13 protein-coding genes, 1 tRNA gene and 1 pseudogene are annotated in these 25,161 nt (G+C 33.4%); 2 read left to right on the top strand and 13 right to left on the bottom strand.

The window, feature by feature from the left end; all coding sequences use genetic code 11:
- Positions 1-12 precede the first annotated feature (12 nt).
- The 12 genes from HHL23_RS20190 to HHL23_RS20135 form a co-directional block, all read right to left on the bottom strand.
- Complete coding sequence (locus HHL23_RS20190; protein WP_169236547.1) at positions 13-3,258, bottom strand: SprB repeat-containing protein; 3,246 nt, start codon at positions 3,256-3,258, stop codon at positions 13-15.
- A gap of 11 nt (positions 3,259-3,269) precedes the next feature.
- Entirely contained in the window at positions 3,270-5,363 is a 2,094-nt protein-coding gene (locus HHL23_RS20185) for a fibronectin type III domain-containing protein (RefSeq protein WP_169236546.1), read from the bottom strand.
- Positions 5,364-5,523: 160 nt separating this feature from the next.
- Positions 5,524-6,924, bottom strand: coding sequence for a hypothetical protein (locus tag HHL23_RS20180; RefSeq protein ID WP_169236545.1), 1,401 nt, complete (start codon positions 6,922-6,924; stop codon positions 5,524-5,526).
- Between the two features lie 56 nt (positions 6,925-6,980).
- Entirely contained in the window at positions 6,981-8,081 is a 1,101-nt protein-coding gene (locus HHL23_RS20175; RefSeq protein ID WP_169236544.1) for a WG repeat-containing protein, read from the bottom strand.
- A gap of 26 nt (positions 8,082-8,107) precedes the next feature.
- A complete protein-coding gene (locus HHL23_RS20170) occupies positions 8,108-8,626 on the bottom strand; it encodes a hypothetical protein (RefSeq protein ID WP_169236543.1) in 519 nt (172 codons plus the stop codon).
- Positions 8,627-8,767: 141 nt separating this feature from the next.
- On the bottom strand, positions 8,768-9,373 hold the full coding sequence (locus HHL23_RS20165) for an REP-associated tyrosine transposase (protein ID WP_169236542.1): 606 nt from the start codon (positions 9,371-9,373) through the stop codon (positions 8,768-8,770).
- A 111-nt stretch (positions 9,374-9,484) separates the two neighbouring features.
- Entirely contained in the window at positions 9,485-10,219 is a 735-nt protein-coding gene (locus HHL23_RS20160) for a hypothetical protein (RefSeq protein WP_169236541.1), read from the bottom strand.
- Positions 10,220-10,249: 30 nt separating this feature from the next.
- On the bottom strand, positions 10,250-10,663 hold the full coding sequence (locus HHL23_RS20155) for a hypothetical protein (RefSeq protein WP_169236540.1): 414 nt from the start codon (positions 10,661-10,663) through the stop codon (positions 10,250-10,252).
- 47 nt (positions 10,664-10,710) lie between these two features.
- Positions 10,711-11,523: a hypothetical protein gene (locus HHL23_RS20150; protein ID WP_169236539.1), complete on the bottom strand. Its 813-nt coding sequence runs from the start codon at positions 11,521-11,523 to the stop codon at positions 10,711-10,713.
- An 892-nt stretch (positions 11,524-12,415) separates the two neighbouring features.
- On the bottom strand, positions 12,416-12,946 hold the full coding sequence (locus tag HHL23_RS20145) for a hypothetical protein (RefSeq protein ID WP_169236538.1): 531 nt from the start codon (positions 12,944-12,946) through the stop codon (positions 12,416-12,418).
- A gap of 11 nt (positions 12,947-12,957) precedes the next feature.
- Positions 12,958-18,090 carry a fibronectin type III domain-containing protein gene (locus HHL23_RS20140; protein WP_169236537.1) on the bottom strand — a complete coding sequence of 1,711 codons (5,133 nt, stop codon included), beginning with the start codon at positions 18,088-18,090 and terminating at the stop codon, positions 12,958-12,960.
- 54 nt (positions 18,091-18,144) lie between these two features.
- Positions 18,145-22,842 carry a hypothetical protein gene (locus HHL23_RS20135; protein WP_185194899.1) on the bottom strand — a complete coding sequence of 1,566 codons (4,698 nt, stop codon included), beginning with the start codon at positions 22,840-22,842 and terminating at the stop codon, positions 18,145-18,147.
- A gap of 1,392 nt (positions 22,843-24,234) precedes the next feature.
- Here HHL23_RS20135 and HHL23_RS20130 point away from each other — a divergent pair.
- A tRNA-Phe gene (locus HHL23_RS20130) sits at positions 24,235-24,307 on the top strand.
- A 253-nt stretch (positions 24,308-24,560) separates the two neighbouring features.
- The gene (locus tag HHL23_RS20125) at positions 24,561-25,046 is read left to right on the top strand and encodes an Arm DNA-binding domain-containing protein (RefSeq protein WP_228464889.1); all 486 of its coding nucleotides are present in this window, start codon (positions 24,561-24,563) and stop codon (positions 25,044-25,046) included.
- Here the strand turns inward: HHL23_RS20125 and HHL23_RS22640 are convergent.
- Positions 25,043-25,161 (bottom strand): annotated as a pseudogene (locus HHL23_RS22640) (IS5/IS1182 family transposase); the annotation flags it as partial. The gene HHL23_RS20125 and the pseudogene HHL23_RS22640 overlap by 4 nt on opposite strands.

The raw sequence follows: 25,161 nt of genomic DNA, 5'->3' as shown, positions 1-25,161 counted from the left end.
TTGTCATGGTTATTATTGTACAAGCATTTTCTTTACCAATGCCTCATTACCTGTTTCGAGTATGATCAGGTAAGATCCGCCCGGAAGCGATGTATTGAATGGTACGGTAAAATAGGTTGACGGAGTCAATTTTGTAGCAGGATATACTTCATGTGATATCATATCAATAATTCTAATATTAATAATGGCTGCTTTTTCCAGACCTACCAATACTTTAAACACTCCGTTATTTGGATTGGGAAGAATGGTAAATTCCCTTACATTAGATGCTTTTTCAGGATTCAGGTTTACTCCTGAAGTATTTTCTTCCACTAACACTTTTTTATAGAAGGTTTTCTCACACGCTCCCTGAGTTCCTTTCAGACCCATTTCATAAGAACCAATTTTTGCGAATTTTAATTCCAGGAAATCCTTTGTCTTATTAATAACCTGGATATCCGGTGAATCAGGAATTACCCATTCTACAGTCTGAGGCTGAGTTGGAGATGTATTGACCAATACTACTGTTGCTTCTCTGTAAGCATGAGTGGTCAGCATAAATTGCGGATTCAAAACTTCTGAAGAGTTTTTAATTATTACGCTGTCAGTAGCTGTACACCCTTTAGAGTCTGTAATGAGTACAGTATAAGTTCCCGCATTAGATAAAGTAATTGACGGATTTGTAGAAATTATATTTCCATTTTGATCTTTCCATTGATAGGTTGCTGCCAGATCACTGATCGCCACATTATAAATCTGGGTGTCTCCTAAGCATAATGTAATATCCTTTCCTAAATCTACAATAAGCTGCGCTGGATCTGTTAGCGTGTAATTTCTGAAAATACTGCATCCATTGGCATCTGTGACTGTAACAGTATAAACTCCTGAAGGAATTGATGTATTATTCAGTCCTGTTACTCCATTTGACCAAACGATATTGTATGGAGCTTTTCCTCCTGAAACCTCTATTTTAATTTCACCGTTATTGGCACCAAAACATATCGGGTTCTGCACGGATAAATCATTAATTAATAACTGATCTGGCCCCTGAATTTGGACGCTTCCGCTTACTTTACAGTTTTTAGCATCGTTAACTAACACAAAATAATTACCTGCCGACAATCCTGTAACAGTAGGTGTAGTATCATTGGTGTTCCACTGGTAATTATAAGCTCCCGTACCTCCTGTTGCCGTAACGGAAACCTGGCCGCTGCTTTGATTGTAACATGCTATGGTATTGGCAGAAAGGGTTATCGCAAGTTCTGCAGGAAATACGAACGTATATTCTGTATCAGCCGTATTGTTATTGGTATCTTTTACAAGTACTTTATAGGTTCCTGTTGTAAGATTTCCCAGCGTAGACTGTGTGGCTCCGGCAATATCCTGGAAAAGTCCGCCATTTGATTTTTGCCACTGATAAGAATAGGTTCCGACCCCTCCCGTAACAATCGCTTTAAGGATTCCGTCTTCCGCTTCATCCGGAACACCATTATTATCTAAATCCGGTTTAAACTGATAATTGTTTGTAATATTACAGGATATCTGTTGGTCAACCTGAATAGCAACGACAAGAGGCTGCGGTTGGGGCATGATAAATTCCTGAGAGATAATTCCACAGTTTCCTAACTGGCTTGTGGCATTAGCATAGTTTTTATCTTTTACGGTCAGATAATAGTTTCCGGCCGGAAGCCCATCTACCTTAATGGTATAAGGGTTATTCACCAAATCAGTCGTAATTCCGGTACTTATTACGGTACCTGTAGGACTGTCTTTTCTCCATTCGAAATTGTAAGATCCGTCGGTATTAGGTGTTCCTCCTATAACTCTCACAGAAATATAGCCGTTACTTAGACCATATCCTGTAGGCTGTGAAATCTCAATCTCAGCAGTAGGAATGGCAATAGCCTGAGAAGGCTGTGTAATGGTCACTGTAATTTCTTTTTCATTTCCATTTTCCTTAGCTACACAAAGATTGGAATCTCTTACTTTTATTTTGTAAACGCCGGCTGCAAGATTTTGTATAGAAGTATTATTTCCATTACTGAAATTAGTCCAGTCTAAAAATAACTGTCCATCTTTCAAAACATGATACTGGAACTGATTCTGCCCTCCTCCGGCTGTTAAGGCAATAATCCCGTCACTCCCTTCAAAGCAATACACATTGGTTTGTGAAGTCATGGAAAAAGTAACCGGAGTGGGTTTTGTTATCTCAAAATTAATTGTGTGGCTTGGGCTGTCGGTATAGGTTGCATTGGTTCCATAAGTCCCTAACATATCCAACTTATAAGTCCCCGGAGGAAGATCTTGTAAGATGTATGATGTAGCCGTTTGTAAATCAGCGGTAATATTTCCGTTATTAGGCAATTGAATTGCACCACCAGTCACTGTATTAACCAATGATATTTTTAAAGTTTCCCCTGATAAAAGTGTACGGTCAAAATTTAAAGTAACACTTCCGTCTGAAGTGTCAGAGCATCGCGTTGGTGTAACCGTACTTGAAAGTATATGAGGAGCAGATTTATAATAGGTAAATGCAATTACATTTGAAGTAGTAGGAACACTTGTACAATTACTCATGTTCATACGGACGTATATTATTTTTCCAAAATCATTATCTGTAAGAAAATCTTTCCCTCTCAAATTAAGAACAGCAACCTGATTATATGGCGCAGGAAAAGGCACAAAGTTATTAACATCACCTACAGAATATTCCCAGTTATAGTATTGATTATCAATATTATCCGGTAAAGTAATTGTTAAAAATTCATCACTTGATATATTTACATTGTTTCCTGCAGGAGTATTCAGTGTAACATAGGGTACAGATTTTATGGTAACATTCCCGGGTATCTGTCTATCTGGTCGCTCAATATCATCAAACTCTGTAAAATCATAATACCTGTTCATACAAACTGAAATATTTGGGCGTCCCTCATTTTCAAAAGATGGGCACTGGGCTGATGCCCTTCTATTGGTTGTATGAATGTTTAAACTTGTTATTCGATTCTGCTTGGTGTAGAAAATATTATCATACTGTATATTTGCGTTATAAAATTCTTCCCCTCTAACGTTGTAGGTCCCAAAAATATCCTGTCTGTTGCCATTTTGATGGAATACAGAAATCCACTGCAGCCCTCTGAATGTTCCACAACTTTGGGAACCGGAAAGTCCCACATATCCATTCAGGGAAAGCTTATACTGAGCATTCCCGGTCACATTTGCCTGTCCCCAAAGAAAAGTACTGGCTGTGACCAATAGTAAAAATAAAAATTTCTTCATCTTGTGTGTTTTTAATATTCAACTGTGATTTTTTCAGTCTTGGCAACCTGATTGTTTTTTAACATTGGTTTTAATAAATAGGTATATGAATTTCCTACCTGAATCGATTGATCTTCCAGGAAGTTTTGAGCCCCTGTTAATGTTCCCCATAGCGAAGGCTTCTCTGATCCTCTCTGCCGGTATACTAAAATCTCTCCGGTATCTTTCCCATTGATCTTCCAATTAAGCTCAATTTGTTTTTTACTCCTGTTCGCTGAACCTGAAAGATTGGTCAATATTGATAAAGCTTCAATTTTATTACTTCTGAGTGTCATTTCCTGAGATTTATCCGACATTAGCTTACTTTTATCAATGGCCAACAAATAATACGTGTAGCTTTTATCTGCTTCTACCTCTTTATCGGTGTACGTATAGTCCGGCTTTATATCTTTAGTCTCATAAATCATTTTCCAGCTTTTGTCAGCATCATCTTTCGCCTTACGGAATAATTGGTGAACTTCAACATCATCACTATGGCTTCTCATCCAGTTAATGGTAATTTTCCCATCATCTTCCAGCTTATATTCTGTAAAGACCGGAGTTTGAGGTTTCACTTTATCAGGCTTTTCCAATTCAAGAATGACTGATGGTGTGGACTGATTTTTTCTTCTGTCTGTTGCTGTTACATAATAATATACCTTCGAGTTAAGGTTTTCTAAAACGATCTTATCTTCAAAATGATTTTTGGTAATGGCCTGAGGAGTAAGACGGACTAATTCATCCCCTTTTTGTATTCCTCTGAAAATATGGTAGCCTTCCAGATCTTTTTCAGTATTGGCTTTCCATTTCAGATGGGCTACTCCCAGTGAATCTATTTTCCCTTCAAACTGTAGTGGCGTTTCCGGCGGTGTTGTATCATTAGGCTGGGCAAGAACAGAGAACGATTCTCTTTTATCACCAGCCTTACCAATGGCCTGTACCTTATAGTAATTGGATGGCGCTAAACTTTTTGTAATTATGCTTCTGCTGCTCACCGGGATCTTGTTTTTAATAACTTTATAGGTGTTCTGCAGATCTGTTTCGGAATGTAATAATTCAAACGAAGCAATATTTTTTTCATCTTCCTGAGGAAATTCCCATTCCAGTTTAATCTCTTCATTTTCATCGATAATAAAATCTGAGATTCTTGGTGTTGCCTCAAGGTTTTTCTTTCCTGCTCCTGAAACAACATCGGAATAAGGACCATAGTCTCCAAAGATTGTCTTTCCGCGAATACGGTAGCTGAATGTGGACGTATTTTGAGCCAGAGAATCCACGAAGGTCATTCCTTGTACCTGTCTTCCATCGTTGTCATTCATGTTCATCACAGGAAGATCCCCTAAGGATTTGAAGCTGGCTCCATCCTGAGATTTCTCAACATAATAGGCTGTATATGTATCTCTCAATTGTAAATATTCCCATGAAAGGGTAACTGTTTTATCTTTAAATATTCCGATAAAATCAAGGGGTTTAGGAAGCTCATTATTTGATGAAACGGCCGCTAAGGCATCTCCTTTTTGTACTAACAAGGTTCCTTCGGAAGTATTGATACTTACGGTATAAAGATATCTTTCATTAGATTTCACATTGGTGTCTGTGTAAGCCCAACCCGCCAGTTTTGCCACTTCAAAATCCAGATCGGCAGCCATTAATGCATAAGCAAACCGCTGCTCAACTTCCTGAGATTTATTAACGACACCTTCAAGCTTACCCTGCTTCTCTCCCATTTCTACCTCGAAACTATCGCCGAAAAGTGATTGTGCAACAATGGCTGCATTATCATTTTTTTCGACAATCTTCTTCCATTCATTTTCGGAAGCAGGTTTAAAAATTCCCAAGTCTTTTTCTTCTGCTTTCGGAAGAACTTTTCCGTCACGGGAAAGGGTGAATCTTTTTAATGAAAATCCAATTTTATTGGCTTTTTGCCAAGATATAGGTTCGTCTACTGCCCATCGTAAAGAAATACGGTCTTTCTTAGCATCCGCTTTCAGACGTATATGAGGGATGATGGTTTTGTCTTTTTCATTTTGCTGTCCCCATAGTAAGCTACAGGAAAACAGGATGACGAATAATAAATATTTTTTCAAAATATATTGTGTTTTAATTTCCTATGTGTTTTGTTTTGGTTATTCAGTTTTTATCATTAAATATTACTAAAAACATTTAAGTCAGATGTCGTTTTGCTTCAATATGATTTTTGTTTAAAATCTTCCTGCTTTATTGAAAAGCAGGAAGACTTGTTAATAATTATTTTTTACAACTGCTTTGGTAATCATTCAAAACGTTGATAAGTCCTTCTTTTGTTTTGGTATCATACTTTGAAAAATCTAAAGCCGGACAGCTAACGTATTCATCAAATACCTTCTTAATTTTTTCCGGTTTTCTTTTTCCAAAACCTCCTTTTTCCCCTAAGTAAACTGCTTTTGGTTGATTCGCTAATTTTAAATAATAATCTTCCGGAGTTTTAACATCCAAAAGAACATAGCTTCCATTGTTTTCTGAAAGGATTTCTGAAAATACACTTCCTCCAAACATATTCGTACCAGCTACACCAATAAAACATTTTTCGCCTGCACAGAATTTAATGCCGTCTTTGGCTTTGAAAAATTCATCTTTACCATTAACATTTAATGTAACAGTACCTCCGTAATTGGTAATATCTGCAACTCCTTTTTCTTTCCCTAATTTAGCCCCGATAGATTCAAACTCTATAGTAATGCTGCCTTCTTTTTTAGTTCCATCTTTATCAATAACATATCCCGGAGTGTTGTAAATGTTTTTGGAGTTGGCTTTGGCATTGTTTTCTGCAGTTTGGTTTTTATTATTGACATGATCTACAACAGTATCTTTCATATCTCCTAGAGTATATCCGTTTGCAAATAGTTTCCTCACCATTCTGTCAGCCATTTTATCCTGAGATAATGCCCCACTGTAATCATTTCTTGTAACAAAAATTTCAGCTTCCTTATTATCATAGGTGGTTATTTTCAGACCATTTTTACTATTATAAGTATCACTGTTGGTACACTGAAGCTTGGCAATCTGAATTTTATTGATGTCATATACACGATATTCATAGTTTAATACTATGGTTTGATTTCCTGTATTAACTCTTTGGATGTGCCCTTGCAATTCTTTATTTTTATTCCAAATTTTTCCAGAATTATCTATTGTTATACCCATCTCGTTGGCTAAAATATCTTCTTTATCATTTACTTCTTGCTGCATTTTTTTAGTCTTTTCTCTGTTTTCTGTCAGAGAGCGGTCGGTTGTTTGGAAAAATTCTTTCACCTTTTCTTCATTAATGCCATCTTTTGTAAGAAGCCCTTGCGCCAAAGCGTTTTTAACGATAAGTTTTCCTTCACTTAAAGTAAAGCCTGTATCTGCAAAATCGACTTCTTTTACATTCCCGTTTTGTCCTGTAAATTCAACCCATCCTTTTTCAGTATTTATTGTCGGAAATACTTTAATACTGAATTTTGGCTGACCATTCAAATCACTAAAACTGTAAACATTTTTTTTATCATCTACTTTAGCAACTACTTTATCATCTAAAAGTAATTCTCCTTTTTTAATTTTTATTTCCTGAGAGAATGCGGAAATACTTGCGAACATAGCCGTAGCTATTAATAATTTTATTTTCATCATTTGAATTGTTTTATTTATTACTTAAGTTATTTGTAAATCAATATTTTTATCATGTTTTATTTTTTTACTATAAATTTATTTCCATCAATATTCTGAATATAAGAATATTTAAAGGGTACAACTATTTTTCCATCAATGTTAACGACACCATATTTACCATCTTTTGTACAGATTATCGTACTCTTAAATTTAACATTATCATCAAAATAATTCCTGCTGACATCAATATCTTTAAGAAGAATTCCTTTTGAAGAATAAATTTTCCCTGATTCATCAAAATACTTATTATTATAGTACCTTTCCTTTTCTTCATTTACTGGAGGAATTATTATATTTAATTTTTTATCTATTATTCCATACAAATTATTGTATTCTAATGAAAAAAAGTCATTCCCTGTCACATTATCTGGCTGCTTCTCAATATAATCCAATTTAAAATTCGGATTTAATTTTATTTTTTGAATCCTACTGTTAGAAAAATCATTGGTATATGAAACTTTGTACCAAACATTATTTTCTATATATAAAATTTCGTTTGCTGATATTGGAAAAACTTTAGAAAATTTTACTTCTAGTAATTTCTTATTATCTTTAGCAAATACACCCAATCTATCATTACTTTTTAATAAGTAAAATTTATCAAATAAAACTGTAATATCATCATATTTAAAATCTTGCAGAATTTTTCCATCTTCATAGAGAATCCCAAATTTTCCATTTTTGATTGCTATTATTTCAGAATCTACACCTCTTTGTAATAAACTATATTCAAACGGTATCTTAAGTTCTCCTTTATTATTGAACGCACCAAATAAACCTACTTGGGAAATATTACGATCATTTATAGAATAAAATTTAGAAATAACTTTTGATTTTTTTTGAATTGAGACAATATAATCAGTCAACTTTTGTTTAACTATATCACTTATTTCCAGTTTATTACCTGTATTAAATGTCTGAGCAAGAATAAGATTTTTACTGACATCAATTCTCCTAAAAACAGGAGCAATTACTATATTACCTTTAGTATCTATCACTCCTATTGAGTCCTTTTTTTCAATTTCAACTAAGGAATCAGAGAGTTTTTTTATTTTATCAAATTGATTCTTTATCAATATTTCCCCATTATTATCAAGAATTCCCCATTTATAGTTCATATCTTTTGTAGCTATTAGATTATTAACTAAGGGTCAACTTCAACAAATTGGGTTTTTATTAGATCTCCATTCTCTAAATTAATAATTTGGCAATATCCATTATAGGCTGATAAATATTTACCATCAAATAAAAATGGGCGAAATTTTAAATATTCAAATTCTGTAATTTTTTTGAGTATCCTATTTCCAAGGGTAAATAGCGCCATTCCTTTTCCATTCGAAATATTAATCAATGGTATATTTTTATTATATAAACTGTAATCATCTCTAATTTTACTTATATTTCTATACTGAAAAGGAGTTATTATGTTCTCATGTAAATCAATAATTCCCGTTAGATTTTCATAACTATAATCGGTTATTTCATTATTTAAAGGAACGGCAACTAAAAGATTATCAAATAAATATTCGAGATATTGATAATCTTTTTTTAACATCTCTCCTTTATTAACTTCAAAAACATTATAGCCAACTGGTTGAGCATTTAATTTGAGTAAAATAAATAAAAATGTAAATAGGTAAAGTAGTTGTATTTTTATTTTCATTTTTTGAATTATAATTTATTTATTAGCATTATTCCCCTCGTTGGGGTGAGCATCTTACTCGTCCGAATAAAGGTAGCAACCCCAGTATTTCGTTGTTGAGAATCCTCGCTGCGCAAAGTCTCCCGACTTTGAGCAAATTATTCATTCATCATAATTATTATATTTCCCAAATTCATTCTTTTTTGTTACATCGATTATCGGGTTTTCAGCTAATTCAACTCCTAATAATCCTTTGCCTGTAACATAATTGCTCGCCGAAGAGTATATATAATGTTGTGCTTTTTCTACAATACCTGCTCTTATTGGGTTTAGGTGGATGTAGTTTAGCTTATCCCACATAAAATGTAAGGTGTATATTTCTTCTGTATGATTTCCGTATTGCCAAAACTGATAATTCTTATTTCTGCTATGGCTTTCTATGGCCTTTTTAAATAAATCCAGCATCCATTCTCTTCTGCTTTCGGGTTCTGTTTTTATGGCTTCTAAAATATTTTTGCTTGTAAATTTTTTCAAATCTCTTATCAAATCTGATAGCTTACCTTCTTTGGACTGCACTATTAAATGAATATGGTTGCTCATTATTACGTAGCCGTACAAAATCATTCCTTTCTCTTTTATGCAATAATCTAATGACGAAATCACAATATCCTGATAAACCTTTCTTGTGAAAATATCTACCCAATCTACTACTGTGCAAGTAATAAAGTGTGGTTTTTCTTGGTCTTTTATAGTATAGCCTTCTTTCATTTATTATTTTTTCATTGTTGCTCAAAGTCAGGAGACTTTGCGCAGCGGGATGTTTTTAATGTGAGAATTTTATTCTCTATTTTTTATTTGTCATAAATTATTTATTTATTCTTATATTTTAAATAATAATCCAGAGGTATTTATATTACTCCAATAACTATTTTCAACAAGTTTATTACTTGGGAAAAGTTTCAAAATATCTTCTTTCATGTCTACTCCTACAATTAAGCCCAATTTATTTTCAAATGCAGTATCGATAAAGCTTAAAAATGTATTTAAGAACTCTTCATACTCAGATTTTAAATTTTCTTTATCATAATATAGCAACTCAACATCTTCTTTTGTTACCCAATTCATAATCCCCATCATATCTGAACAAAAAAAATCATTATAATTATCAAACTCACACATAAATGAGTGTGAAAGTGTCTTAGGTTTTAATTCTAACTTACTAAATATTCCTCGTTTACCAAGAGGAATATGAGGAAAAAAGTCCGCACAGGTTTTAAAAATATAATATTCAAAAAAACGTTTATATTCATCGTAACCATCATATTTACTTAGAAACAAATTCTTCTCATCATAATTTTCAATTTTATGAAATTCATTGTGCCTTTTAAAACTTCCATCAAATTCATTTGAGATTTCAATTACCCTTTCTATTGACTGTTCCAACAATTTACTAACTTGTTCATTAGAAAAACGCTGGATCCCACCGATTAAATATGATTTCAAAAAATCTAAATAATCTGATTCTAAGTCTCCTAAGTGACCGCATAATGTAGGAACAACTCTTTTGTAAAAAGCTTCGTCATTAAATAAATGTAATGTTATCCAATATCCCATATAATTGTATAATAAACTATCTAACTCAAATTATACTTGTTCCATTTTTACATAATATAAAGTTTCTCCCAATTTTTCTTCAATATATTTCATATAATCATTCTCTATTAATCCTATATCATATTTTTCCCAAGGAGCAATTATATTCTCATTTTCTTTCATATAAGAGTTAATTAATTCTAAAATTATTTTTCTGTTAAATTCTTCGCCTCCATAATTTACAAGCTTTTCAAATTCTTCATAATTATTAATTACATTATACATCAATAATAGTTGTTGTTTAAAATTATTTTCTCCAAATAATTTTATTGAGTTTTCCAATTTAGAACTGGATAAATCTATAAAATAAAAAATTGGAGTATAAATTTTATAAGGTTCTCCCCATTCAAACTCTTTGTCTTCAATTTTACATCTAGGTATCGTTTCTTTATCTATATAATTCAAATCTTATTTTTTTGCATTTATGACTGGGAAATCTCTTTTTATTGAAATTATTTTTCTTTAGTAACTAACCACTTTTTATAATTTGTATCATCTAATTCTATCTGTATTTCTTCAAAAGGTTTATATTTATGTTCTTCTTGTAATAAATCATAAATATCTTCATAATAAACTATCTCATTTCCAAATAATATACCTTTTTCAGAAATATTTTCGTCACCTAACCATTCGAAATTAAAATCTGTAGCACCATATTCAAAACATAAAATGATAAAATCTCGTAAAAAGCTATTAAATCTTGGTGTGTTTAAATAGGCTGTTTCTGAATTATCAATTATTCCAGTAGTTTTTTTGTTATTAAGTTTTTCGAAAAAAGCATCATTCCCAAATGTTATAGTGAAGTAATTCCGAAAGAATAAGATTTTAATAGGTTCCCCATAAACATTAATATTACTATCATTTAAAAAATCCTCATAAGTCATTAATAAATCAGCATTTACAATTTTCTCAGGTTTTAATTCGTTATTCTCATTTACAAATAGTATTGATTGATATAATAAACCGTTTGTATATGAATACAATTTGTTGAAACTAAAATTTATCCAATTATCAGAAAAAATTGTTTTTTCATTTTCAAGTAAGTCAGAAATATCTTCTGTTAAATTATCATTTAATTGTATATTATTAGGTAACAAAATCCCATATTTGTATGATAAAAGTATGTAAGAAAATATAAACTCTTTAGTATTATTTTCTAAAAAAAAACGTGATTCCTTATTATTCCAAACTATAATATATGAAGAAACATCATAATCTATTTCTTTCCAATATTTACTTACATTATTTATTTGACTACCATTCATTTTTATTAATTTTAAAATTTCCTTGAGCATTAATTACTTCTAATTCTTCTATTGCTTCTTTCAACTTTAATTTATCTACGCCTGCTTTTTCAATATTGGGAAATAAATCTTGTCTAACTTTATTAATAAATTGTTGTTTACTTAAATTAGAATATGGATTACTAGGATTATCAATTCTTAATTGTCCTGTATGGATCCTGATTCAACCTTAATGATTTTAATAATCATAGTTAAGCGATTGATTTACCAATCTATTTTTCCGTCTTCTCTAAGTTTTTGAATTTTTATTCCAAATTGATAACCAATATTAAATATATCAGTTAAAGTAAATTACATTTACTATTTTAAAATCAGTATTATACATTTCATTGTACCAATTTAATGTTTGTTCCAAGTATTCTTCACTATCACACATTATTCTAAAAATAGTCTTTTTATAACTTTCCATATCTTAATTTTATTTAGTTCCATCTATTAATATAAGTTTTATGTCAGGAAACATTTCATTAAATTGTTGTATAATTCCTGTACAAGAAGCACAATAAGGATTTTCACCAATCTATTTCACCGTTTTCTCGTAGCTTTTGTTCCAATCTAGCCAAAGAGAAACCTAATCCAAAAATATTTTCCATTTTCCATTTTGTAACTTTAATATCACAAAAAGGAACTTCATCATCAATTACTTTAATAATTTCAAAATCTGTCTTAAAAAAATTGTTATAACTTACAATCTCTCTCTAGTACATCCGTTGATGTGACCATTATCCTAAAAATCAATTCTGTATTTTCTTCCATAATTATTTTATTTTGCACCATCTACTAATATAAGTTTTATATCTATTGATTTTCAATTGTTTATACTAAAACCAACAAGTCTGATACATGACCTCATTTAAGTATATGTATTATTAATAAAAAAGTAGTACGAATCATCTAAAATTGCAATGAAGACTGGTTTGGAATGATTATCAAAAAATGTAAATGATTCAATATATTTTGAATAATTAAGTTCAATTTTTTCTGTTATCTCATAATTAAAAATATCTAAAAATCCCCAATTTAATAAATCCAAAAACTCCTCTTCATAAATTTCTTTCTTTAAGCTTACATATGAAGAAACTAAAATATCTAATTTTTCTTTATTAGTATATCCTATTTTTATTAGTGAGTAATAGATAAACTCATCAATGTTTTGAAAATTTTTTGTATCTGAAACAATTATCATAAGTTCATCATATACACTACTATTCTCAATGAATTTTATATCATCAAGATTTTCAATATTTTTTAACTCTTTATTATATTTTATGACTCCATCTTTTTCCTTATAAATTAAAAAATCCTTTTCATAAATATTTTTTATTATTATATTTAAATTAATCAAGTTTAATTTAAATATATCAGTGCTTTTTTTATAATCCATTTAATAAATATTTAATACGGAAATGCGGTGTCAAAATTTAAATTTCCACTAGGTCCAGTGAGCCTAACTTCTATTTTTGTAATACCATCCGTTGCGATTGATTGATATTTTCTTATATTTCCACTAACCTGATTACTTGGTTTTGTCATAATTAAGGCTACTTCCTCCAATACTCTTTCCACGTCCCAAGATTTAGGAAAAAAAGTTGATAAAGCATTTTTTGTCACCCCGCTTATTTCGATCTTAGCTCTTACTAATTCTTGTCCGGCGTAAATTGGCGGAGGATTTGGCAATATTTTAACGCGATTTCCGTCAACTGCCGATTGTAAATGACAACCAACAGCATTAAGCTGGCTATTAACTTCGCCCTGTAAATGTATTCCTAAATGTGATTCTTTACCTTGTTTTAACCATTGTAAAAAATTGATATTTTTAGCATCATTTTTTAAATACTTTACATTTCTCCATACATCTATTAAATCATCTTCTGTATTTAATAGTTTCAAAGAACTTTCCGTAGGGAAGTCTTCCATAAAACGTTTTACTTCATCCTCAGGCCAGTTTTTGACTTTATTAAATACTTTAGCATAATTAGATTGTAAAGAAATTAAGTAATCGGATACATTTGCCCATTGCCACCCATTGTCAACATCATCTAAATTCTTCCACCATCCTTTTCCTTCTTTAGCTTCCGTGTAAGCTTTCAATTCCGCTTCTACATCAAGAATCTTTTTAGCATCATCACTGCCATTTTTAGCTTGGTTTAACAAGATTTGTTTTGCCGCTGGATTGTCAACCTCATTAAAGAATTTAGCAATCTTACCTTTTCCAATTGCACCTGCTAGCGAGGTAACATTCATCACAGCGGTAACAGCATTGTACGCATCTAATGCAGCTTTTATTTCCGGTATTTGGTTTAGCGGAGTATTATTAACCGCCAAATTAACTCCAGCATTTACTTTGCTCCATTTATCAACAAAAGTAAATGTCTTAGCAAGCCATTTTGGTCCTGTAGCTATTTTGGTTACAGGTACTAATAGGGTTACTACATCTAGAGTGTTCTGTACATAGATTTTAATATTCTCAACTTGCCCTTTTTCATGTGCATAAAATAATAATATAGCCGGAATGACAGTCACCTTTTTATTATCATCAGTAATACCATTGATAAGATTGTAATCTGAATCAGAAGCCAATACTACCATATCAAATGGATTTACATACATAGGGTCTTGATATTTTACACTCTGAGATGTCGTACATTCTTCATGTCCATCTCCTCCAGATTCTGCAACCCAATTACAGTTTTGGGTTACTTCCCATACTCCTTGTGAAATCTGTAATTCAGGCTTATCATACTGGAAGTACATATGAAATATAGGCTCATTATTGGATGGTGTGAAATAACTGTTTTGAACAACAGTATAAGTTTTCAATTCATCTGCATTTATGCCTTTCAAGATGTCTTTATTTACATCATTGAACATCTGCAAAAATAATTTAACCAAATTGGTGTAATTATTTGCCCCATAAAAGAATGTCTTATCATCTATTTTAAACATAAGATTCTTTAAAATCTTATTGTTGTCTGCCTGTACAAGGGTAAAGAAATCATTGAATTTTTCAGATTTTATTGAAGCAACAAGCTTTACTATTGCTTTTTCCTTCCCATCCGCAATATTACTATCACTAGCTATTTTTTTGAATAGTTTAATAATTTGGTCATAAGACAGTAATCTTATTGAGCATATATCTGCATCATTAATATTTTGTATAATGATGGCTTTATCTTCAGAGTTTATTATACTAATAATTTGAGTGTACCCTTGATTAATCTGTGCTACATCCTTACCAACACAAGTATCATCTGAAGTCGCTGTACTTCCAGAACCATCTACACAAGGTATAGTTTCTTTATACTTTATTGAATTTTCATCAGTAACCTGTGTTAAATCAAAACCTTTTTTATCTTTTATGTAATTCCAGGATGTTGTATAGGTCTTATTATAGCCACAGCTTCCGTAGTTCCAGAACAAGGTAGTGGCAGGGTTTTTATCTTTCTCCTGCTGGGTAAGGTACGTAATAGTTAATGGTGTAGATTTACCCTCGGCATAATATCCTTTTTTAGCGGCATCATTAATCCAGAAATAATTTTCTGTTTCAGAACAGCTATCATTCTTGCACATGGCAATACCATGCACGGCTCCGTTGGGTGATTTTATATTTCCTGAAATATAAATATTTGAACCCGTAAATTTAAAAGGCTCCCATTCTGGGGTTAGCTGAATATCTGTAAACTCCCCACTACTTTGCCCTTGGAACGCATACAGCTTAAACGCAGGATCATTTACCTGCTTCCAATCGAGATGAGAAAGTTCTTCACCTGTACTGTAATCCGTTAACAGATCTGTAGCTCCTTTTGTTGTCTGGTAAGCTTTCCAAGGATGTTCCAGTTTAAATACGCCATGACCTAACTCATGAGCACCAGTTTTCTGTGGAGCATTGTTGTACACATATCCAAACTGACCGTTCAGACGCATATACCCGTTCTGACCCGTAGAAGAAGTCTTGTTGGTAACGAATAATACATACCTGTCATAAGTAGTTTTAAACAATGCATTGATCTGCTGCTGCTGAGGGCTGTATGTACTCATCAGGTCAGAATCTTCACTCCCTATCGTATTACCGCTTACAATGCTGCTGATATCTAAAACAGGTTCTTCTTTTACGGTAAAGTTGACTCCGATCTTATTATAGATCTGATTGATCTTATTGCCCTGTGCCTGTAGTTTAGATTGAGAATTGGCATCTAATGGCACCAGGCTTACATTGACCGTTTTAGGACTTAAATGTACTAATCGGAAATTGCTGATGATCTGTTGTTTTCCGGTACTTTCTTTCGGCATCAGTACAGCAATCACTTCTTCCTCTGCATAATCAAATGTTCCCGGAAGTTTTAGCTGGTAATTTCTTTCTGTATCTGTTTTGTTAAGTTCTATAGCTTCAATGGCCTTCCCTAAGCTCAACGTTTTAAAGATAATTTTGGCATCTTTAAGCGTTGGATCAGTAATGGTTACTTTAGCATCAAACAGTTCAGTTTGTTTGTTTACCGTAGCTTTATAAGGTACATATACGGTATTGTTTTCTGTATCTTTTACTGAAGGGTATTTAGATTTTGGAAGTTTTGTTTTATCTGCGGTATCATACGCGAATTTTCCATTGGCATCTTCTTTCCATTCGATTTTAACACCTTTTGCAGTATATTGGTTTACAGCCGCTGTATTTCCACTTCCGGTAACGCCTTCTGTATTTGATGAAGTCGACGCACCACCTTCTGCCTCTTTACCTACTTTGGTTACGTTACCATTTTCATCAACGGTCCAGATATTACCCTCTTTGTCTTTGATCTGATAATCTTTTCCTCCGGGGAAATCCTGTTGGCTTGGGGTTCCGCCTGTTCCGAAATCTCCATAAACAGTAATTTTCCCCGGTGGCGGTGTTGCCGTATACTTTATATCAGTTACCACATAATTTACAGTAACGTCTTTTACTCCTGCATCACCGAACGTTTCTCCTAAACCTCCCGAAGCATAATGCACAGCAGATTCGTTAGGATCGTAAGTGGTTTCAATAACTCCTTCGATAAGCTTTTTATCTGTATTGAGCTTAATGTTGTTAAAACTTACCTTAATTTTTGTATCCGCCAAATACGGAACTTCAATATATCCTGTTCCCGTATACACTCCGCTTCCCTGTGCTGATAATACAGTAACAGGGAAATCTCCCGCCATAAAGACTTCATTATTTCCTAATTGAGTATTTAATGGAGTTTTATTGGCGATATCAATGGCAGGCATAATCCCGCACTGGTAATTATTATCTACATCATTGGCATCTGTTGTGAAATATTGTATTCCGCTATATGAATAGGCGTTTCCTCCGGAATTGCTGTTTTCAAATGGATTGGTGTTATTAAAAGTCTGTGTATTTCCACACACAGAACCGATACGGTATTCGTACTCGGTTTGGTCTTCCAGTCCGGTAAGAATGGCAGAAGCCTGATAACTCTGCTGGCTTACCCATTCTGCCGTGCTTCCTTTTTTACGGTACTGCACATTATACAAACCAGCCGGCTGACCTGCAATGCTCCATTGAAGTTCTACCCTTCCCCTGCCTACATTTTTAGCCATTAAAAGTGTCGGAACGGCACAGTTTTCTACATAATCAAAGTAAAAAATTTCGGACAAACCATTGTTTTTGTACACTCCGTTATCATCGGTAGGATTCGCTCCCAAAACAGGATTTCCTGATTTAGACTGTACCTGCCAGGCATATCTCTTGCCCGGTATCAGCTGAGTCTTATCAATGCCATAATATAAGGTAGGAGCATAAGTTTCTTCGGTCCAGAGTGGAGGTGCAGAAAGAAATCCTGAAATAGGGCTTTGCCCCTGATCCCAAAGCTCTTTTAAGGTAAAAATATATTTCGTGTTGGGAGCAATCTGTCTGGGCATCCATTGGAACACAATACCAGCTCCTCCGCTGTAAGGTGAAAGCGCCTGAACTTTTTCGGCATTTTGTGGCAGCGTAAGCATGGGCGGATCATACTGAACCATGAACACTGTAGCACACGTTTTAGCTGAAAGATTGTTTTTAGTAAAATAATCATAAGCCTGAAAGCAGAACTGGTAAACGCCATCCGACAACGGTTTGGAATACTGAACGGCATTGATCCCCGATAGATTCTGTAGTTCAAATAAGGATCTGAGGTCTACATTGGTCAATGTAACATTGTTACCCGGATAGAGCATAAAAGGATTCATGCCCACAATAAAATCATTGGATCTAGCCAGTGGAACAGCATTTAAACCTGCCTCCAGGGAAAATTTAATTCCCGTCTGATGCTGAGGTTCTAATAAATCGGTCATTAGGACCTGCAGCTGAAGCTTGTTATCAGTACTTGTTGAATAATCCCCTATTTTTAAACTATATGGTGGTATTACGACAGGAACTAACTTAACGGGATACTGCTGGGATTTTACAGGAGTAGATATTAAGCCTAAAACTGTAATCAAAAATACTGTGACAAACCTTAAATAATAGTTCGTCAGTATTTCTTTATATGATTTAAAATAACTTTTAGTCATCTTTCTGTGTTCTTACTTGTTGTTGTTTTGAGTATTAAATAAAGAGTCAGCTCTTTATTTAAATTCATAGTTTATTTGTTTTTCTGTTCCCTGTTTATTCCCCGGCAACGTATATTTAGCTTTCACATTGTATCTGGTTTCAGGGATAATACCATAAGTTGATTCCAGCAAAGTATTAATTATCTGTGGTCTTGTATTAGCCGGAGAGCCTACATATTTAGACGCAGCTTTCGAAATCAGCTCATACCAGTCGGATTTATAATAGCTGAACAAATCATATTTGAACGGGAACGTTTGTTTTAAGAACCCGTTTCCTTTATCGCTTCCTAAATACTGCATATATGAAGTAAAGACAGGGAATGCTTTTGTTGGTGGAATTCCTGCAAAATCATCTTCACTTTCAGCTCTGTTTAATGTAAGCTCATCAATCGGATAATTGTTGTAAATCAATCCTTTAAATTTATTGGCAAAAGAATCATCCATTAATGCCGTGAGATCAATAAGAGGCATATTGTCTGTATATTTTGAGCCTGAAATTTCAGTGGCATCAAAATATTCATCAGCATTCATATTATTCTGAAGGGTAACCACATCGGAGCTTAATTTGATCCACAATGGATTAAAGTTCAATGAAGACAGCTTGTTTTCGAAAGTAGTATACTTACTGGTTCTGAAAGTATAGGCCAGCCTTTCGATCTCTCCATCTTTGGAAAGACTTTGAGCTTTTTTCACTTCCGTCGTTATGGATACAGCAGAGTCGTCTGTATTTTCTTCTGTTTTTACCGTCTCTTCAACCGTATCATTTCCTGTGGAAACGTTATTTCCATTTTTATTTTTGGCAATTAACGCAAATGTGTAGTCTTTCTGTTTACCAAGATTAGGGGTATTGAAGTTGACCGTATTATCATTGGCATTATAAGAGAAGTTGCTTTCAGTTGGTGATTCAGCTGCAAAAGCGGTTACGGTGTTCCAGTTTGGATCATCAAATAAATAATCCTGTCCACGCTTCAATTTTATATAACCGGTATTGGCTTCTCCTGTGTAATAGTTCTCCTGTTCAGGAACCGGATAGGCATATTTAATATTACTCAAAGGAATAACATTTGGTGCTGATCCTGTTGTAAAGGTTCTTTCTTCGATCTCAATGGCTTTTTGCCCATCAACCATTACCACTTCGTACATTCCGTTCTTTTTCTCCATAAAGCTTACCTGAGCAATTGCTTTCAGAGTTTTATTTGGAGGAAGAATATCTTCAGAGACAAAGTTGGCAATATCTTTAGAATTAGCATATTCTACAATACCCTTAATTTCTTTGCCCTGATCATCGATGATGGTCATTTTTTCAACCACCACTTTGTAAGTATGATCGCCATCATCCTCAGGAATGACAATAGGTTCATTCACCCGCACAGCAAAAGTTGCCTGCGGAATAACAAATACGTCTACATCTGTTTCATCTTTCTTAGGAGTAAGGTCGGAAATGATCTTCATACCTCCAAGGACAGAAGAATTTTCCAGTACACATTCTTCTCCAAATTCCATTTTGAATCTGAATCTACCTTTAATCATACCTCCGAGCAGGTTGTAATACCCTCCAAGGTATCCTCTAATCCAGTAAGGGTTAGGTCCTTTTGCCTGTAATAAAGAAGCAACTCCGGCTTTGATAATCGGAATTTTTTTCTTGATAAACCAAAGTTTTATTTTAATTCCAAGCTCACCCTGTAAATACACATAAGCCTGTCCGTTGGCATACCATCCATTGATACCGATCTGCTCTCCTCCACGGTTTGAACATTTGGCTTCACCATAGTTTTTCAGCATAATATCTGTTCCTAAACCTGCCTGAAAACGGGCGTAAAGGAATAAAGCGGTCATATCTCCGGTATCAAATTTCAGGTGGGTTCCGAATGCAAATCCTTTTCCATCCCCTAAAGCGTTAAGGCTGCTCATATAATCAAGGTCATTCAGCTGAAGCCCTAAAATCTCAGCAACTTCCGGAGGTGGCGGCGGACTTCCCGGAATACGGTTTCCTACCATAAAATAACTGCCGGATTGGAGATAAAAACTTCCCAGACCAACTTTCAATCCAATCATATCAGTTGGCGTACCGATATGCATATACCATTCATCGGGAGCAACGTGAACTACTGCCCAACCGGCTCTGCCATTTGGACCGATACCTTTGATAATTCCGTTAGCTACATTTACAAAAACATCCAGACTTGCATGAAAAACGCTATTGTTGAAATCGTAATTCATAGCAAGCTTTGCATAAATTGCTCCCTCTACTTTTTCTGTTACCGGATATTGCTCGTCAACAGCCTTGGTATCCAGAAAAGAATTTACAGTCTTATTATCTTTTAACTTGTTCAAAAATTCTGACTTTCCTGTCATTTCTTTAAACTTGTCTTTAACACCTGCCAAAGGATCTCCCGGCACCAGTTTGGACAAATCTGCCATAACAACAGCTTCTCCAATGAATCCTATATTAGCTAAACCTCCATTGGGATTGGTGGAAATATTAAATCCAGCCATTATACTGACTGCTTTTTCGTCGGCGATCGAACCGTAAATTCCGGCTCTTAGTGCCAAGCCTACTGTATTATCTGGTTTTAAGACCAATGCTTTATTAGCATAAGCGGGATTCAAACTCATATCCCTATCCGGAATCATGTGATAGAATGCTCCACCTGTAAATCCTGTAATCGTTAAAGCGGTTGCCTGGATCTTAAGGCCCTTCACTGAACCTTCGAATCCCCAATATCTGAAAGTACTAAATCCATAAGCAGCATTAACATCTACTTCAATTCCTTTAATTCCTTTAATCTTTGCATTCAGGTGCGCCGTAAATCCATCTCCGTATAATGGATCTTTCCGCATAATCTGAAATTCACCAGAAACGATTGCCACACCGATATCAACATTCCGAAGTCCCAATTTGGTTAAATTAAAACCATCATATTTCCATCTTTGCTTATTATTTTCGTTAGTAATAAGACCTCTTATCATCATTCCCCCGGTAGCTGAGAAACGCTCTTCCTGCAGACCTACCGTAACATCAAATCCCAAACTAACCTGTGAGCCATCTGCAATAATGACTATATCTTTGATACTTGCCGGAAAATTGGCTAATTTTTGTTCACCTTTAACCCCAAAATACTGTGCTGTTATGTAGGGTGCTTTTGTTTGTAACGTTAAGCCTTGAAACTTTACCCCTTTAAAATCAGCATCTTTCTTTTCATTAGGGTCACTGCTTTCTGCATATTTTGCATTGGCTCCAATATCCAGACTGCCGTTAAGAATAGCTTTGGGTAAAAATTCGCGGTTTTTTACCCGCATCTCAATCGTTGATCCTGTATCGATCAATGCCTTGGCACTCCAAATATCAAATTTAATTTTATCAAAAGTAGTAACAGAAATTAAATACTCCTCTTCGGTTATCATTCCACGATATCCTAAATATTTTGGAATATCAGTATTTTGATTGTCATCATTTTTTTGAATAGGTAATTGAATGGTCCCTTCTAAGTTAGCGCCTACAATTTTAGAAGCTGCTAAATCCACCCCGATCTTATCCAGAGAATATCTCCATGCATTTTCTTTATTGGTTATCCCTCTGTCAATCGGAAATACATTATTGGCCGCAAAATTTCCTGATACACCATATGAATCGATCAGAAGATTATTTGCTTCAAAAGAAACTCTGCTGTCAATGTGGTCTTCCGTTTTAAATTCCTGAGGTAATCCGATGTTTAGAGTTTGAACATATAATCCCCGCCAAGATTCTGTTCCACCAATTAGATATCCGTGGGTATTATAATATTGAGGGAACATCACACTTGGATCAGTCCGCAAGTCACTCAAATCTAAAACGGCATTATTTACAAAAAATGAAAAGTATCCTTTATCCTGATTTTTGATTTGAGAGGTAATGGCAAATGGTGTAATACTTACTTTTACCAAAATATCATTCCAATCTGTGGCTTTAAAAGCAAAATCTCCACGAACTCTGTTGGTTTGTCCATTAGTTCCAAGCTCAGGTAAAACACTGCCGTTATTATCTAAAGGAACCAAAACATTTCTGGATATCTGTACATTGCCTTTTAAGGCTAACTCTTTTATACCGTCGCAATCAATGATTACGTAAGTATTGTCATTGACACTTCCTCCGTTCAGCTTATTAATTCTCCCTCCTTCAAGGGTAAGCATCCACTGGTTCTGATTAAAGGGCATATTGATATCGCCAAGCAGCGACAATTTGGCGTCTCCGATAATCTTTCCGTTATAAGAAAGCTTAACATCTTCGGCTCCGAAATATAAAGTTTTTTTGCCTCCTTCAATTCCTTGCTGAGGTGTTACAACACGGGCATATACATTAATTAAGGCATATCCAGGGGTGAATTTGGCTTTGGTAATAACAATACCATATTCTACATTGGATATATTTTCTCTCAACCCTATCGGAAGCTCGGTAAGCTCGTTGGGGTTGATAAGATTGGTGAAGTTTCCGCTGCTTTCAATTTCGTTAAATGCACCCATAGCCTTCCCTATTTCAGCATCAGTTTCAGGATCGTTATCAATGAGTGATAAAAATTGATCTGAACGTTCTTTTGAAAATGTTTTTTTTTCTAATTTCTTAAAATTTACCGTTTGGGAGAATTTGGTAGAATCTATGTGTATTGTAGTTTTAGCTACAATTTTGCCTGAAAATAACAATAAGATAGCTAAAAAAATAGTAAATATTTTTTTCATTCTGTGTTTTTGTTGTGTTTTTGCAAAAATATATCTTTAATTCTAAAAGTAAAGATTAAAAACTTGAAATTTTCATTATAGTCTAATAAAAAAACTATGCTAAAAATAGCATAGTTAATAAATTCCGTAAGACTTTGATCAAAAAAACTAGGAATACTTACTATACACAACATAAAACGGCTTCCTAAGCAATAATTTCTTCTTTATCTGAAACTATTATAAGTGATCTCCTTCAACTGAGTACTCAAAATTATTTACTGTTGTTATTGAATTGATTTCATCAAGCATACTTTGAATTTCTTTGGATGTCCAAGCCAAAATTCAATTTATTTCAAAGCAGAAATTGTTTCATCCGATACTTTTACTCAATATTGCCAAAGAGATTCTATACTATGAGTAATATAGTTTGCTGTTCTAAAATTTATAATTCATTTTTATACTTATTTTGCTAATTTACAATTGGACATATTCTTCTAAGACCGTTATTATATATCTGTTCTTGAAGGACATTTTACTATTTCCAATAAAGAAAGAGTAAAATGATTAAATAGCCGGACTCAAAACAAAACTTTTTGGAGAGAAAGTATCTTATCTCTCACTCTGCCAAGACCAAATAATAAAACTAACTCTATCTATATTCAATTAAGTCATAATGGAGAAAGATCTTGTAATAATGATTACCCGATTACTTTATTATTGTTTTGTTGAAGAATTTGACCTAAATGATATTAGTGTGTAGAAACTTGCTCATAAATCAAAAAGTTATTACATTTGTTATACAATTTGAGAATATTTGTTAAAATTTTCTAGATGGAATATTAGGTTACCTAATAAAATCAATTTTCTTAAAACATTTATTAAAAGGCTATAAGAAAGAAAACATATATTCCTGGAGAAACCACTTTAAAACCTCTAATTCATTTTAGAGGTTTTTTTGTGCTTATGAAACCCGGAATTTTCTTTAACAATAAGATTTTTTTCTAAACGACAAAAGATGAAAGTACTTTTTGGGCAATTAAATTTATTAAATTTAAAATTCACGCCTTATAAAGTGAAATAGCGAAGGATCATTTTAATTTCTGTATTATCTCCCAGTACAGCTTAGATATCTTTCTTTAGGAAAAGCTCTGAAGAAGCCCTAAAAATATACCAATTATAGCAAAACGTTTTAATAAACCGAAAAAGATGGAAGTTTTAGAAAATTACTTGACCGGAATGGGGAAAAATGAAAATACTAGTAAAATTTTATTTAAATTCAAATAACTGACTCCCAAACTATTGAAGGATAAAAAAGCCTACACCAAAGCTCTTTTTCAAAATAAATCGAAGAAAAACTTGCGCGATATAAGAAAATATTATACTTTTGCACCCACGTTAAACAACGAAACAATTGGTTTCTTAGCTCAGTTGGTAGAGCAATGGATTGAAAATCCATGTGTCCCTGGTTCGATTCCTGGAGAAACCACTGGAAATTAAACAATTTCTAACAAAACCCCTCAAATTGTACAATTTGAGGGGTTATTTTTTTTGAATATATATATCAAAATAAAACAAATTCTCTCAAAGTAAAGGTGCCCTTTTCAGTTACCTGAGCTTATTAATTTTTTAGGTAACCGAATTTCTCCGAAAGTCCCGCTATCAAAGCAAGCCTGTTCAAAATTTGAACATCTTGACTAGCGGGTCATCAAAAAGTAATTTAACCTTTAAAATCAATAATCATGAACACCAAAATTTCAGTATTATTATATGCTAAAAAATCTAAAGCAAAAAGCAATTTGTGTGGCCCAGTTTATTTAAGAATTACAGTTAATAGAAAACAAGCTGAATTCTCAACAGGCAAAACTGTGGATGCATCTAAATGGAGTTTGGAAATAAACCGTTTAAAAGGCTATTCCGAAGAGGCACGCACAATAAACAAGTATTTCGACATTTTACTGTCAAAGATCCTTGAAATCGAAAGAAACATGGTTTTATCAGGTGAATCCTTTGACGCAGGTGATGTTAAAAATCTTTTGACAGGAAAACAAGAGGCTGAACGCTATTTACTCCCAATTTTCCAAGAGCATAATAACAGAATGGAAAAGCTCATTGGAAAAGAATATGCACTAGCTACTCTCAAAAATTATAAAACCTGTTTATCCCATTTAAAAAAATTTCTATGGAACTTTTATAAAAAATCAGATATTAATATCGAGGTCATTTAAACTTTTTTAGATTTATAAAATTTGTTCAGAGCTATAACCATAAAAGCGATATAATTAAAAGACTTCCAACTCGATACTGTTGTGTCAAAACGATTAAGCAATGATCGAAAACTAT

This window comes from Chryseobacterium antibioticum (assembly GCF_012927325.1).
Lineage (GTDB): Bacteria > Bacteroidota > Bacteroidia > Flavobacteriales > Weeksellaceae > Chryseobacterium > Chryseobacterium antibioticum.
The sequence above is the reverse complement of the archived record's forward strand: the minus strand, read 5'-3'. Positions and strand labels throughout refer to the sequence as shown.

What these genes read in the sequence shown, in the direction of transcription:
- HHL23_RS20135 (WP_185194899.1), bottom strand. Translation starts at nt 22,842, where the DNA reads ATGAAAAAAATATTTACTATTTTTTTAGCTATCTTATTGTTATTTTCA.
- HHL23_RS20190 (WP_169236547.1), bottom strand. Translation starts at nt 3,258, where the DNA reads ATGAAGAAATTTTTATTTTTACTATTGGTCACAGCCAGTACTTTTCTT.
- HHL23_RS20140 (WP_169236537.1), bottom strand. Translation starts at nt 18,090, where the DNA reads ATGACTAAAAGTTATTTTAAATCATATAAAGAAATACTGACGAACTAT.
- HHL23_RS20150 (WP_169236539.1), bottom strand. Translation starts at nt 11,523, where the DNA reads ATGAATGGTAGTCAAATAAATAATGTAAGTAAATATTGGAAAGAAATA.
- HHL23_RS20165 (WP_169236542.1), bottom strand. Translation starts at nt 9,373, where the DNA reads ATGAAAGAAGGCTATACTATAAAAGACCAAGAAAAACCACACTTTATT.
- HHL23_RS20125 (WP_228464889.1), top strand. Translation starts at nt 24,561, where the DNA reads ATGAACACCAAAATTTCAGTATTATTATATGCTAAAAAATCTAAAGCA.
- HHL23_RS20170 (WP_169236543.1), bottom strand. Translation starts at nt 8,626, where the DNA reads ATGAAAATAAAAATACAACTACTTTACCTATTTACATTTTTATTTATT.
- HHL23_RS20145 (WP_169236538.1), bottom strand. Translation starts at nt 12,946, where the DNA reads ATGGATTATAAAAAAAGCACTGATATATTTAAATTAAACTTGATTAAT.
- HHL23_RS20160 (WP_169236541.1), bottom strand. Translation starts at nt 10,219, where the DNA reads ATGGGATATTGGATAACATTACATTTATTTAATGACGAAGCTTTTTAC.
- HHL23_RS20175 (WP_169236544.1), bottom strand. Translation starts at nt 8,081, where the DNA reads ATGAACTATAAATGGGGAATTCTTGATAATAATGGGGAAATATTGATA.
- HHL23_RS20180 (WP_169236545.1), bottom strand. Translation starts at nt 6,924, where the DNA reads ATGATGAAAATAAAATTATTAATAGCTACGGCTATGTTCGCAAGTATT.